13 protein-coding genes are annotated in these 12,685 nt (G+C 72.3%); 9 read left to right on the forward strand and 4 right to left on the reverse strand.

Annotated elements, in window-relative coordinates:
- Positions 1-210 precede the first annotated feature (210 nt).
- Positions 211-2,394, reverse strand: a complete 2,184-nt coding sequence (locus OO54_RS03280; RefSeq protein WP_033201338.1) for a DEAD/DEAH box helicase — start codon at positions 2,392-2,394, stop codon at positions 211-213.
- A gap of 360 nt (positions 2,395-2,754) precedes the next feature.
- Between OO54_RS03280 and OO54_RS03285 the strand changes: the two genes are divergently transcribed.
- From OO54_RS03285 to OO54_RS03300, 4 genes are all read left to right on the forward strand, one after another.
- Complete coding sequence (locus tag OO54_RS03285) at positions 2,755-3,141, forward strand: CPCC family cysteine-rich protein (protein ID WP_033201339.1); 387 nt, start codon at positions 2,755-2,757, stop codon at positions 3,139-3,141.
- Positions 3,138-3,869, forward strand: coding sequence for a HEAT repeat domain-containing protein (locus OO54_RS03290; protein ID WP_033201340.1), 732 nt, complete (start codon positions 3,138-3,140; stop codon positions 3,867-3,869). Before OO54_RS03285 ends, OO54_RS03290 begins: the two co-directional genes overlap by 4 nt.
- A 130-nt stretch (positions 3,870-3,999) precedes the next feature.
- Positions 4,000-4,251 carry a hypothetical protein gene (locus OO54_RS03295; RefSeq protein WP_033201341.1) on the forward strand — a complete coding sequence of 84 codons (252 nt, stop codon included), beginning with the start codon at positions 4,000-4,002 and terminating at the stop codon, positions 4,249-4,251.
- Positions 4,251-4,643: a hypothetical protein gene (locus OO54_RS03300; RefSeq protein ID WP_033201342.1), complete on the forward strand. Its 393-nt coding sequence runs from the start codon at positions 4,251-4,253 to the stop codon at positions 4,641-4,643. Before OO54_RS03295 ends, OO54_RS03300 begins: the two co-directional genes overlap by 1 nt.
- 97 nt (positions 4,644-4,740) lie before the next feature.
- On the opposite strand, the gene ychF is transcribed toward OO54_RS03300, so the two are convergent.
- Complete coding sequence (gene ychF / locus OO54_RS03305; RefSeq protein WP_017239886.1) at positions 4,741-5,829, reverse strand: redox-regulated ATPase YchF; 1,089 nt, start codon at positions 5,827-5,829, stop codon at positions 4,741-4,743.
- Positions 5,830-5,991: 162 nt separating this feature from the next.
- Here ychF and OO54_RS03310 point away from each other — a divergent pair, with 162 nt between their 5' ends.
- Complete coding sequence (locus tag OO54_RS03310) at positions 5,992-6,696, forward strand: DUF6542 domain-containing protein (RefSeq protein ID WP_078905024.1); 705 nt, start codon at positions 5,992-5,994, stop codon at positions 6,694-6,696.
- Positions 6,697-6,797: 101 nt separating this feature from the next.
- On the opposite strand, the gene ppgK is transcribed toward OO54_RS03310, so the two are convergent.
- Both ppgK and OO54_RS03320 read right to left on the reverse strand, forming a co-directional pair.
- On the reverse strand, positions 6,798-7,541 hold the full coding sequence (gene ppgK / locus OO54_RS03315) for a polyphosphate--glucose phosphotransferase (protein WP_033201343.1): 744 nt from the start codon (positions 7,539-7,541) through the stop codon (positions 6,798-6,800).
- A gap of 29 nt (positions 7,542-7,570) precedes the next feature.
- On the reverse strand, positions 7,571-8,590 hold the full coding sequence (locus tag OO54_RS03320; protein ID WP_026058329.1) for a 4-hydroxy-3-methylbut-2-enyl diphosphate reductase: 1,020 nt from the start codon (positions 8,588-8,590) through the stop codon (positions 7,571-7,573).
- A 54-nt stretch (positions 8,591-8,644) separates the two neighbouring features.
- On the opposite strand from OO54_RS03320, the gene OO54_RS03325 reads away from it, so the two are divergent.
- The 4 genes from OO54_RS03325 to OO54_RS03340 all read left to right on the forward strand — a co-directional run bounded on the left by OO54_RS03325 (position 8,645) and on the right by OO54_RS03340 (position 12,656).
- Positions 8,645-10,006 (forward strand): APC family permease, encoded by a 1,362-nt coding sequence (locus OO54_RS03325; RefSeq protein WP_033201344.1) that lies wholly within the window; start codon positions 8,645-8,647, stop codon positions 10,004-10,006.
- Between the two features lie 161 nt (positions 10,007-10,167).
- A complete protein-coding gene (gene xseA / locus OO54_RS03330) occupies positions 10,168-11,388 on the forward strand; it encodes an exodeoxyribonuclease VII large subunit (RefSeq protein WP_033201345.1) in 1,221 nt (406 codons plus the stop codon).
- A gap of 161 nt (positions 11,389-11,549) precedes the next feature.
- Complete coding sequence (locus OO54_RS03335; RefSeq protein WP_033201346.1) at positions 11,550-11,804, forward strand: exodeoxyribonuclease VII small subunit; 255 nt, start codon at positions 11,550-11,552, stop codon at positions 11,802-11,804.
- Positions 11,805-12,065: 261 nt separating this feature from the next.
- Positions 12,066-12,656, forward strand: coding sequence for a malonic semialdehyde reductase (locus OO54_RS03340; protein ID WP_033201347.1), 591 nt, complete (start codon positions 12,066-12,068; stop codon positions 12,654-12,656).
- The last annotated feature ends 29 nt before the right edge of the window (positions 12,657-12,685 follow it).

The raw sequence follows: 12,685 nt of genomic DNA on the forward strand, positions 1-12,685 counted from the left end.
CCCTGTCCCTCAAGCCCCCCATCCCCGGCGTTCGAGGATACTTGCGAGTAGAGGCCCCCTCGGCCCACGCCGTTCCACGCCCCCACCGACGCCGTCGCTATCCGGACACGGCGACACACCGCGCCGGGAGACCGGCCGGACCGGGGGACGCACCGCGCCGGGAGACCGGCCGGACCGGGGGACGCACCGCGCCGGGAGACCGGCCGGCGCTCAGGGCGCTTCCGGCGGGGCGTCCGCCGCCCGCGCCTCCTCCACCAGGCCCAGCCGCACCTGCTCCTCCTCCAGGATCCTGCGGGCGATCCCCGTGTCCGACACGTCGACGGCGTCGGGGGTGGCCTCGGCCACGGCGCTGCGGCGGGCGTACGCGTCGAAGAGGCGTGTCTTGCGCTCCAGGATCCTGACCAGGCGCTCGTCCACCCCGCCGGTGGCGAGCAGCCGGTGCACGCGCACCCGCCTGACCTGGCCCATGCGATGGGCGCGGGCCACCGCCTGCTGCTCGATGGTCGGCTTGATCTGGGGTTCGCAGATGACGACGACGGACGCGGCCTGCATGTTGAGGCCGATGCCCGCCGCCTGGATCTGCGCCAGCAGCACCGCGGGCCCCGACACGGCCGCGAAGTCGTCGACGACCTGCTGCCGTCGCGCGGGCGGGACCTCGCCGGTGAGCGGACCGTGCACGGGGACACCCCCGTCGAGAGCCTCCGCCACCACGCCGAGCACGTCCTTGAAGTAGGAGAAGACCACCGTCTTCTGCCCGTTCTCGCCGGCCTCCCGGACGATCTCGCGGAGCCGCTCCAGCTTGGCCGACTTCTCGGGGCGCGCGTACGCGGCCTTGCGCATCGCCATGAAGTTGCCGGCGCGGACCGCCTCCCGATAGGCCTCCTCGTCGGAGACGCTCGGCTCCTCCCATTCGTCGGTGTGCTGGAGGGCGGGCAGCTCCGCGAGTACGTCCTTCTGGTTGCGCCGCAGATAGACCGGTGCGACGGCCTTGCGGAAGTCGACCGAGCCGGTGGCGGCGTCCCCCTGGGTGAGCGAGTCCGCGAGGTCGGGCCGGAGCATCCGGACGAGGTTGCGGAACTCCCCGACCCGGTTCTCCATCGGCGTGCCGGTCATGAGGAGGGCCCGCTCGGAGCACTCCACCCACCGGGCGACCGCCTGGGACCGCAGCGTCTTCGGGTTCTTCACCAGGTGCGCCTCGTCCACCACGAGCATCGCGACGTCGCCGCCGCCCGGGGCGGGGAACCCGCGCAGCGCGTCGAAGGTGGTCACCGCCGCCCCGCCCGTGCTCCTCCACTCGGCGAACGCCTCGTGCCGGTCGGGACCGTGCAGGATCACCGACCGCAGCGTGCTCCGGGCCTCGATCTCGCGCACCCAGTTCACCAGGACGCTCGGCGGGCAGACGACCAGGAAGTGGCTCTGTCCCTTGGCGGCCAGGTGCGTCAGCGCGGCGATCGCCTGGACGGTCTTGCCGAGCCCCATCTCGTCGCCGAGCACCACCTTGCGCTGGGCGAGGACGAACCGCGCGCCGAACTCCTGGTATCCGCGCAGGGAGACCCTGAGGCAGGAGTCGTCGAGCCGCTGGCGTCGTACGCGCTCCGCGAGCTTGTCGGGCAGGAACCCCTGGGCGGCGCCCACCTCCGGCGCCCGCCCGGGGATCGCGGCGAGGACGCCGTAGTACTCGGCGGAGCGCAGCTCGAAGTCGACCCAGGCCGCGACGTCGGTCGCGGGTCCGCGCAGCAGGTCCACCGACGCCTGGGTGAGGAGTTCGAGCACTCCCGCCCGGTCCGCGTCCGCGACCACCGACCGGATGCCGTCGACCGCGGCGAGCGCCCGGGACCGCTTCTCCTGTCCGGCCAGGAGCATCCGCATCCGCCCGGTGGCCGGTCTCGCGTCGGCGAGCAGCGGACCGAGCCGTCGCACCAGGCCCTCGGCCGTGTCGACCGCCCGCCGCCCGTCCGGCCCGGCCTCCACCAGAAGGTGCAGCGCGATGACGAGCGCGGTGGTCCGCGGCTCCGGCCGGTCCACGTCGATGCGCACGGCGACCGTCTCGTGCGCGGCCTCCGCCAGCCGCCGGGCGGCCGCGAGGATCTGGTCGGCGGTCTGCCTGCCGACCCCGGGAATCTGCCGCAGACGGTAAGGGCCCGCTTCGAGCACCCGCCCGACGGTCCTCAGCCCGCTCCGCTCGATGCCCTCCCACTGGAGCCGCCCCTGCGTGACCTCCTTGAGCCGGACGACGGGCGTGGCACCGAGCTCCCGCGCCACCGCCTCGTCCTGCAGCGGCCTCAGCGCCTCCTGCACCGCCTCCACGGCCCTGCCGTGGTCCCCGCACACCGCCTGCGCCGCCTCGTAGAGCCGCGCCCCCCTGGCCACCGCCTCCCGCACGTCCCGCCCCACGCGCCCCACCCCTCGTCTCCCGAACCCGTCCCATCGCCCGAAGACCGCCACGACGCCCCCGAACCAGCAGTACTACACCCCTCCAGGACCACCACCCCACCACGAAGGGGCCGGACTCCACGGAGTCCGGCCCCTTCCGAGGTGCGGGTGCGATCAGACGTTGAAGCGGAATGTCTGAGCCTTGATCCTGACCTGCGGCGGAGCCCCAACCAGGGCTCTGACCTGGGGTTTCCTGGTTGGCATGCGCTGGCTCCCGACAGCCATTTACGGGTGTCCTGCGGACTGGCTGCGGACTGGCCGGGGGTCCCGAGGCAGAGAAATCCATGGCACACGGGCGGGACCTGCAACGAAACTGCGCAGGTGAGCGACTCCTACCCCTGCCCGTGCTGCGGACACCGCGTGCTGGACGCGATGCCCGGCTCGTACGAGATCTGCCCCATCTGCTTCTGGGAAGACGACGGCGTCCAGTTCCGCTGGCCGACCATGGGCGGCGGGGCGAACAAGGTCTCCCTGATCGAGGCCCAGCGGAACTACCAGGACTTCGGCGCCTGCGACGAGCACGGCCGCCGGTTCGTCCGCCCGCCGGCCGAGGACGAGCCGCTCGACCCCGCCTGGCGCCCCATCGATCTGGCACGGGACTCCTTCGAGGACTGGGCGGCCGAGGACCGCGCCCCGTGGCCCGACGACCACTCGGTGCTCTGCTGGTGGCTGCCCACCTTCTGGCGCCGGGACCACTCCGCGTCATGACCTCCCACATCGAGACACTCGTCCAGCAGCTCGACGGCAAGGCCGACGAGTCCTACGACGCCCGCGCGGAGCTGATCTGGATCGGCGCCGACGCCATACCCACCGTCGTCAACGGCCTGCCTTCCCTCGGCGGCTTCGGCCAGCTGACCGCCATCGAGGTCTTCGAGGAGGTGGGCGATCCCCGTTGCGGTCCCGCTCTCATCGGCCTGCTGGACAGCGACAACCCGACCGTCCGCGAATGGGCGGCCATGGCCCTGGCGAGCCTGGAGATCGACGGCGCGGTCGAGCCCCTGCGCCGCGCCTACCGCGCCTGCCTGGAACGGGCGACCCCGCCCGACTGGACCGAGCCGGGCGGCATCCGCTGGGCCTTGACGGAACTCGGCGCCCGCACCCCTGTCGTCCCGCCGCTCACCGCGCGCCTACGAGCCACCGCTGCGGACGACGCCCCGGGCTGGCCCTCGGCCCGCTTCGCCGAGATCATCAACGACCTCGCCGACCACGCCCAGGTGATCCTCTACTCCCAGTTCTGGCGCGTGGACGCCGGCAGCACGTACGGCATCTCCGGCATCGGCCTGGACTGGGAACTCGACTGGACCATGCCCTGGGAGCACCTCGTCGAAGAATCCCGCACCTGGTCCCTGCTGGAAGCCTCCGAAGCCCCCGCCGGCGACAACATCTTCGTCGCCCCCACCTGGATCGACCGCGCCGACCTGCACCCGGAGAGGTGACCGATGCGGTCCCAGCACCCCGAAGAAATCGGCTACGGCTACGTGATCGAGCGCTACGTGACGAGGAAGGACTCGGACCGCCCGCGCTACCGCGACCCAACGATTTACTACCACTGGTAGGATCAGCCCCATGAGTGGTAGCAGGAAGTACTCGATCAGCCTGCCCGAGGACCTCGCCGAGGCCGTGCGCACCCATGTCGGCCCCGGCGGCTTCTCCGCCTACGTCGCCGAAGCCCTCGAACAGCGGGTCGCCATGGACCGGCTTCGGGAGATCGTCGCAGACTTCGAGACGGACAACGACGAGCTCACGCGCGAGGAGGTCGAGGCCGCCCGCGCACTGTTGCGCCATGACCACCGGCAGGCCGGTGGGGCTGCCGCCTGATGCCCGGCACCCTACTGCTCGACAGCGAAGGACTCTCCAAGCTCTACCGCAAGGACCGCACCGTGGTGGCCCTGGTCCAGGCCGCAGCGGAGGAGGGCATCCGCGTGGCCACCAGCGCCATGACCACCCTTGAGGCCGATTACGAGCGGATCCACCCAGCGCGCATCAAGTGGGTCCTCTCCCGCATCGACGTTCACGACATCGCCAAGGCGGTCACCGACGAAGCCGCCGCCCTCCTTCGCGCCCATCATCTCCACGGCCATAAGTACGCCATCGACGCCGCCCTCGCCGTCGTCGCCCGCAACGCGCCCCAGCCAGTCACTGTCCTCACTTCCGACCCCGAGGACTTGACGCTCCTCTGCGGCCCCGCCGTAGAGGTCGTCAAGGTGTGAGACGCGCGCCACGCCCCGAGCCGGCGAGGACCCCAGGCGGACAGAGGAAAGCGCCCGGCCTGCCAACAAGCAGGCCGGGCGCTGTCTTGACGTAGAGTCACACGTTGAAGCGGAACTCCACGACGTCGCCGTCCTGCATGACGTATTCCTTGCCCTCCATGCGGGCCTTGCCGGCGGCGCGGGCCTCGGCGACGGAGCCGGTGGCGACGAGGTCGGCGAAGGAGATGACCTCGGCCTTGATGAAGCCCTTCTGGAAGTCGGTGTGGATGACACCGGCGGCCTCGGGGGCGGTGGCGCCCTGCTTGATCGTCCAGGCGCGGGATTCCTTGGGGCCGGCCGTCAGGTAGGTCTGGAGGCCGAGGGTGGCGAAGCCGACGCGGGCGAGGGTGGCGAGGCCGGGCTCCTCGGCGCCGACGGACTGGAGGAGCTCCATGGCGTCCTCCTCGTCGAGCTCGGCGAGGTCCTGCTCCAGCTTGGCGTTGAGGAAGATGGCCTCGGCCGGGGCGACCAGGGCGCTCTGCTCGGCCTTGAAGGCGTCGTCGGTCAGCTCGTCCTCGTCGACGTTGAAGACGTAGAGGAACGGCTTGGTGGTGAGGAGGTGGAGGTCGTGGAGGAGCTCCGCCTTCTCCGAGCCCTGGACGATGCCCTGGGAGAAGAGGGTGTCGCCCTTCTCCAGGATCGCCTGGGCGGCCTCGACGGCGGCGACCTTGGGCGCCGTGTCCTTCTTGATCCGCATCTCCTTCTGGAGGCGCGGCAGGACCTTCTCGATCGTCTGGAGGTCCGCGAGGATCAGCTCCGTGTTGATCGTCTCGATGTCGTCCTTCGGCGAGACCTTGCCGTCGACGTGGACGACGTTCTCGTCCTTGAAGGCGCGGATGACCTGGCAGATCGCGTCCGACTCGCGGATGTTCGCGAGGAACTTGTTGCCGAGGCCCTCGCCCTCGCTCGCGCCGCGCACGATGCCGGCGATGTCGACGAAGTCGACGGTCGCGGGGAGGATGCGCTGGGAGGAGAAGATCTCCGCGAGCTTGGTCAGGCGGGCGTCGGGGACACCGACGACGCCGACGTTGGGCTCGATCGTGGCGAACGGGTAGTTGGCCGCCAGCACGTCGTTCTTGGTCAGGGCGTTGAACAGGGTCGACTTGCCGACATTCGGCAGACCGACGATTCCGATCGTGAGCGACACGGTGGCGACTTCCTGAAGGTGTGGACGGGGGGCCGATCCCCCAGTTTACGGGCGGGGGGAACCGGCCAGTGACGCCGACCTTCGGTCTATCTCGGGCGCAACGTCACCCAAAGGGCGTGTCCCGGACCCGGTTCCCGGCCCCTTCCGACCTACGTTGGTGGTGTGGAGCAGCACAGGACAAGTCAGCCGCAAGGCCGCCGACGGCCGCAGACCCCCGTCACGCCGCCGCCCGCGCTCGTGGAGGGCGCGGCCGTGTACCGCGTGAACGGCCGGTCCGAGCGGGCGCCCGGCGGCGCCCGGGTGGAGCGGGCCATGGCCGCCGAGGCGGCGGGCGCCGCCGTTCCCGGGCGCGGTTCCGGGCGGCCGGGCGGGGCACGGCCCGTGCCGCCCGTGGTCCTCGCCCTGCGCCGGCTGCCCTCGCCCCGCCTGACCGGGCTTGGCGCCGGGCTGTTCGCCTCCGCCGTCATGCTGACGCTCGGCTTCCTCGACCTGCTGCTCCTCGGCGGCTCCCCCGTCGTGTACGGGCTGCTGTTCCTGCCCGTCAGCGCCCTCACCGCGCTCTGGGTGCGTACCGCCGACCTCGTCACGGCCCCGATCGCCGTCCCCATCGCCTTCGCCGTCGGTGTCGTCCCCATCGCGGGCGGTACGGGCGGGATCGGCGGCCAGGCGATGGCCGTCGTCACCGCCCTCGCCGTGCACGCCGGCTGGCTGTACGGCGGCACGCTCGTCGCGGGTCTCATCGCGAGCTTCCGCAAGGTACGGGACATGGCCCGGCGCCAGCAGCGCACCGCCGCCGCCCGGTCCGCCGCCCCTTCCCCCGGTCCCGCCGACCCGCCCCGCGCCCCGCGCCGCCGCCCCGTCGTGTAGCCGCGCGGGACCCGGCGACCGGGCGGGACCCGGCGACCGGGCGGGACCCGACGACCGGGCGGGGACCGGCGACCGGGCCGTGCGGCCCGGTCCCGGCGGCGTCAGGCCGTGCGCGTCGCCATCGCCGCGCCGACGATGCCGGCGTTGTTCCGGAGTTCGGCGGGGACGATCTCGGCGCGGATGCCCTTGATGAGCGGGAGGAACTTGTCGGCCTTGCGGCTGACGCCGCCGCCGATGATGAAGAGCTCGGGGGAGAAGAGCATCTCGACGTGGGCGAGGTACTTGCGGAGGCGCCGGGTGGCCCAGTGCTCCCAGGTGAGGTCCTCGTCCTCCTTGGCCCTGGTGGAGGCGCGGGTCTCGGCGTCGTGGCCCTTGAGTTCGAGGTGGCCCAGTTCCGTGTTGGGGACGAGGCGGCCGTCGGTGAAGAGGGCGGAGCCGATGCCGGTGCCGAGGGTCAGGAGGATCACCGTGCCCTTGCGACCCCGGCCGGCGCCGAAGGTCATCTCGGCGACGCCGGCGGCGTCGGCGTCGTTGAGGACGGTCACCGGGAGGCCGCCGAGGCGGTCGCCGATGAGGCTTCCCGCGTCGACGCCGATCCAGGACTTGTCGACGTTGGCGGCGGTGCGGATGGTGGAGCCGGTGACGACTCCGGGGAAGGTCACGCCCACCGGGCCGGTCCACCCGAAGTGCGCCACGACCTCCGCGACGCAGCCCGCCACACCGTCGGGTGTGGCGGGCTGCGGGGTCAGTACCTTGTGGCGCTCCTCGGCGAGCGCCCCGCGCTCCAGGTCCACGGGGGCGCCTTTGATGCCCGAGCCGCCGATGTCCACTCCGAAGACGTTCATGAACCCACGGTAAGGGCTCGGGTGCGGAGCTACTCCTTGACGGGCGCGGCCGCGGCGAGCTTCTCGGCCTCGGCGCGCAGGTCCTTGTTGCGGAGCTCCTTGGGCAGCGAGAAGGTCAGGGACTCGTCGGCGGTCTTGACGATCTCGACGTCCGCGTAGCCGCGCTCGGACAGCCACTCCAGGACCTCCTGGACGAGGACGTCCGGGACGGAGGCGCCGGAGGAGAGGCCGACGCTGGTGACGCCCTCGAGCCAGGCCTCGTCGATCTCGCTGGCGAAGTCGACGAGGTACGCGGCGGGGACGCCTGCCTGCTTGGCGACCTCGACCATGCGGATCGAGTTCGAGGAGTTCTTGGAGCCGACGACGATCACGAGCTCGGCCTGGCCGGCGAGCTCCTTGATGGCGGTCTGGCGGTTCTGCGTGGCGTAGCAGATGTCGTCGGACGGCGGGGAGATCAGCTGCGGGAACTTCTCCTTCAGCGCGTCGACCGTCTCCATCGTCTCGTCGACGGAGAGCGTGGTCTGGGAGAGCCAGACGACGCGGGAGGGGTCGCGGACCTCGATCTTGGCGACGTCGCCGGGGCCGTCGACCAGCTGGATGTGGTCGGGGGCCTCGCCGGAGGTGCCGATGACCTCCTCGTGGCCCTCGTGGCCGATGAGGAGGATGTCGAAGTCCTCGTTGGCGAAGCGGACGGCTTCCTTGTGGACCTTGGTGACCAGCGGGCAGGTCGCGTCGATGGTCGCGAGGCGGCCCTGGCGGGCCTCCTCGTGGACGGTCGGGGCGACGCCGTGCGCGGAGAACATCACGATGTTGCCCGGCGGGACCTCGGTCGCCTGGTCGACGAAGATCGCGCCCTTCCGCTCGAGGGTCTGGACGACGTACTTGTTGTGGACGATCTCGTGGCGTACGTAGATCGGTGCCCCGTACTGCTCCAGGGCCTTCTCCACGGCGATCACGGCACGGTCGACGCCCGCGCAGTAGCCACGGGGTGCGGCGAGCAGGACACGCTTCGGGCGGTTCGTCGCGGGCGTTGCAGTCATGCGTCCCATCGTAAGGCCGCGTCGGTGAGCGGTTTGATCGGAGTGGTGGCCGAAACTGACGCCATGCCCGAGGAAACGCAGGTGACGGCGGACGCGGAGCACACCGGACTGCGACGGAACCTCGGGTTCCGTGACCTGGTCGTGTACGGGTTGCTGTTCATCGCCCCGATGGCCCCGGTGGGCGTCTTCGGCACGCTCGACGCCAAGTCGGACGGGGCCGTCGCACTGGTGTACCTCGTGGCGACCGTCGCCATGGCGTTCACGGCGTTCAGCTACGCGCAGATGGTGCGGGTCGCCCCGCAGGCCGGCTCGGTCTTCACGTACGCCCGCAAGGGCCTGGGCGAAGGGCCGGGGTTCATCGCCGGATGGATGGCGATGCTCGACTACCTGCTGATCCCGGCCGTCGCCTACCTCTTCGCGGGGATCGCGATGGAAGCACTGGTCCCGGAGGTGGACCGGTGGGTGTGGACCGGGATCGCCGTGGTCGTCACCACCCTGCTCAACCTGTGGGGGGTGCGGGCGGCGGCCCGCGTCGGCTTCGCGGTGCTCGCCATGGAGGTCGCGGTCCTGCTGGTCTTCGTCGTGTCGGCGGTGGTGGTGCTCGTACGGGACGGGGCCCGGCGCGACTGGTGGTCGCCGCTCACCGGGGACAGCGGCTTCTCCCTGGCGGCCGTCCTGGGCGCGGTGTCGGTGGCCGTCCTGTCCTATCTGGGCTTCGACGCGATCGCCTCCTTCGCGGAGGAGGTCACGGGGGGCTCGGCGAAGGTCGCGCGGGCGGTGCTGTTCTGCCTGGCGCTCGCGGGCGTGCTGTTCGTGGCGCAGTCCTGGCTGGTGGCGCTGCTCGAACCGGTGTCGTCGGCCGAGCTCGCGGCCGATCCGGCGAAGCAGGGCACCGCGTTCTACGACGCCGTGGACGCGTCCGTCGGCGGCTGGCTGCACGACCTGGTGGCCGTGTCGAAGGCGATCGGCGCGGCCTTCGCGGCGCTCGCGGGTCAGGCCGCCGGCGGGCGGCTGCTCTTCGCGATGGGCCGCGACCGGCGGCTGCCGCACCTGCTCGCCCGTACGGACGGGGGCGTGCCGCGCGTGGCGCTGCTCGTGGCGGCGACGGTGACGATGATCGCGGCGGTGTGGGCGGCCCGGCAGGACGACGGTCTCGACCACCTCGTGTCGGTGGTCGACGTCGGTGCTCTGACGGCGTTCGTGCTGCTGCACGCGAGCGTGATCGGGTGGTTCGCCGTACGGCGGGCGGAAGGGCCGCCGAACTGGCTCGCGCACGTCGTCGCGCCCTCGATCGGCGCGGCGATCCTGGTCGCGGTGATCGTCGAGGCCTCCCCCGCCGCGCAGGTGGTGGGCGTGGTGTGGCTGGGCGTCGGCCTCGTCGTCCTGGCCGTCCAGGGCACGACCCGGGCCTCCACGCGCGCGTGACGTGGCACGGACCCGGGCCCCCACGCGCGCGTGACGTGGAGCGGGAACGGTCGCCACGCGCGTGCCGGCGGGTGGAGGAGGCCGGCGCACGGGTGCGGCCCGGGGGGTACGGGCCGCCGCGCGGTCCTGACGTTGTCGTACCGCGCGGTTACGCTCGGTCCATGGGTCTGACTACGTCCGCAGAAGCGCCGCTTCCCGTCGGTGAGGTCTCCCGGCTGATCGGGGGCTGGATCGACCGGCTCGGGGCGATCTGGGTCGAGGGGCAGATCACGCAGCTGTCGCGGCGGCCGGGCGCCGGGGTCGTGTTCCTGACGCTGCGGGATCCCTCGCACGACATCTCGATCGGCGTCACCTGCTACCGCAAGGTCTTCGACGCGGTGGCGGACGTCGTGTCGGAGGGCGCCCGGGTCGTCCTGCACGCGAAGCCCGAGTGGTACGCGCCGCGCGGGCAGCTGTCGCTGCGGGCGGTGGAGATCAAGCCGGTGGGGATCGGCGAGCTGCTCGCCCGCCTGGAGCAGCTGAAGCGGAGCCTGGCGGCCGAGGGTCTGTTCGCGCTCGACCGGAAGAAGCCGCTGCCGTTCCTGCCGCACCGCGTCGGCCTGGTCTGCGGCCGCGCCTCGGCGGCCGAGCGGGACGTCCTGGAGAACGCGCGGCGCCGCTGGCCGGCCGTCGCCTTCGAGGTGCGGAACGTCGCGGTGCAGGGCGTGAAGGCGGTCCCGCAGGTCATCCAGGCGGTGCGGGAGCTCGACGGCCACGAGGACGTCGACGTGATCATCGTCGCCCGGGGCGGCGGCAGCGTCGAGGACCTGCTGCCGTTCTCGGACGAGCGGCTCGTCCGCGCGGTGGCCGACTGCCGTACGCCGGTGGTCTCCGCGATCGGGCACGAGCCGGACTCGCCGCTGCTCGACCTGGTGGCGGACCTGCGCGCCTCGACGCCGACGGACGCGGCCAAGAAGGTCGTGCCGGACGTCGGGGAGGAGCTGGACCGGGTGCGCGGGCTGCGGGACCGCGCCCTGCGGACCGTGCGGGGCCTCCTCGACCGCGAGGAGCGCGGTCTGGCGCACGCGCTGGCGCGGCCCGTCATGGAGCATCCGCAGCGCATGGTCGAGGTCCGGGAGGACGAGGTCGCCGCGCTGCTCGCCCGCAGTCGGCGGGTGCTCGGGCACCTCCTGGACCGGGCGGACTCCGAGCTGTCGCACACGCGGGCGCGGGTCCGGGCGCTGTCGCCCGCCGCGACGATGGAGCGGGGGTACGCGGTGCTCCAGCGGGCGGACGGCGCGGTGGTGCGCTCCCCCGAGGAGGTCGCGGACGGCGAGGAACTGCGGGCCCGGGTGGCCGAGGGCGAGTTCGCGGTCCGCCGCGTCGCCGCCGACCCCTCCTGAGCGGAACCGCACGGCACGGCGGACCGGACCGCCCGGCGAACGACCGCGCGACTCGGGACCGCAGGGCGCGGGGCCACAGGGAACGGCGCCGGACGGGCGTCGGGGCGCGCGACGCATGACACGGACAGAGAAGCAGACAGACACGACGGAGGGTGGAGCACATGGCAGCCGGCACGGAAGAGGCGGCGCTCGGCTACGAGGAGGCGCGGGACGAGCTGATCGAGGTGGTGCGCCGCCTGGAGGCGGGTGGCACGACCCTGGAGGAGTCCCTGGCGCTGTGGGAGCGCGGCGAGGAGCTGGCCAAGGTCTGCCGGCGCCGTCTGGAGGGGGCCCGGGCACGGCTCGACGCCTCCCTTGCGACGGAGCGCGCGACCGAGGCCGAGGAGGCGGGGGGCGAGGACGAGGACGCCGGGTAGCGGGTCCTCGCGGCTTCCGGGGCAGGACACCCCCTGGATCATGTCCGGAAAGTCCCGCCTGGCCGGCGGCGCCCGGGGCGCAGGGCCTCGTTCCGGCGTTCGGTCCCGCCACGCGGCGGGTCTGGCGTAGACTCGGCGACGAGTGAAACGGATCACTATCCGGATGGGTTGGTTGAACCTTCACCAATTCCGGGCGTACTGTCGGGACATCGCTTGAACTCCGTACGAGCGACTCCCCTTGCAGTCCGGAAGGTACGCAGCATGTCTCTCGCCCTTGACCCCGCCGCCCAGGACCTCCTCTTCCGTGAGGCCCGCACCGCCAACACGTTCACCGACGAGCCGGTGACCGACGAGCAGGTCCAGGCGATCTACGACCTGGTGAAGTTCGGCCCGACCGCCTTCAACCAGTCCCCGCTGCGCATCACCCTGGTCCGCTCCCCCGAGGCCCGCGAGCGCCTGGTCAAGCACATGGCCGAGGGCAACCAGCCCAAGACCGCCGCCGCCCCGCTGGTCGCGATCCTCTCCGCCGACAACGAGTTCCACGAGGAGCTCCCGGCGCTGCTCCCGCACTTCCCGCAGGCCAAGGACATGTTCTTCGCCGAGCGCCCGGTCCGCGAGGGCTCGGCCACGCTGAACGCCGCCCTGCAGGCCGCGTACTTCATCGTGGGCGTCCGCGCCGCCGGCCTGGCCGCCGGCCCGATGACCGGCCTGGACTTCGCCGGCGTCCAGAAGGAGTTCCTGGACGACGACCACACCCCGCTGATGGTGGTCAACATCGGCAAGCCGGGCGAGGACGCCTGGTTCCCGCGCTCCCCGCGCCTGGCCTACGACGAGGTCGTCACCACCGTCTGAGCCCCGCCGCACGGGCAGGCCGCACGGCA

The sequence above is a fragment of the Streptomyces wedmorensis genome (assembly GCF_000716445.1).
In the GTDB taxonomy this organism is placed as follows: Bacteria; Actinomycetota; Actinomycetes; order Streptomycetales; family Streptomycetaceae; genus Streptomyces; species Streptomyces wedmorensis.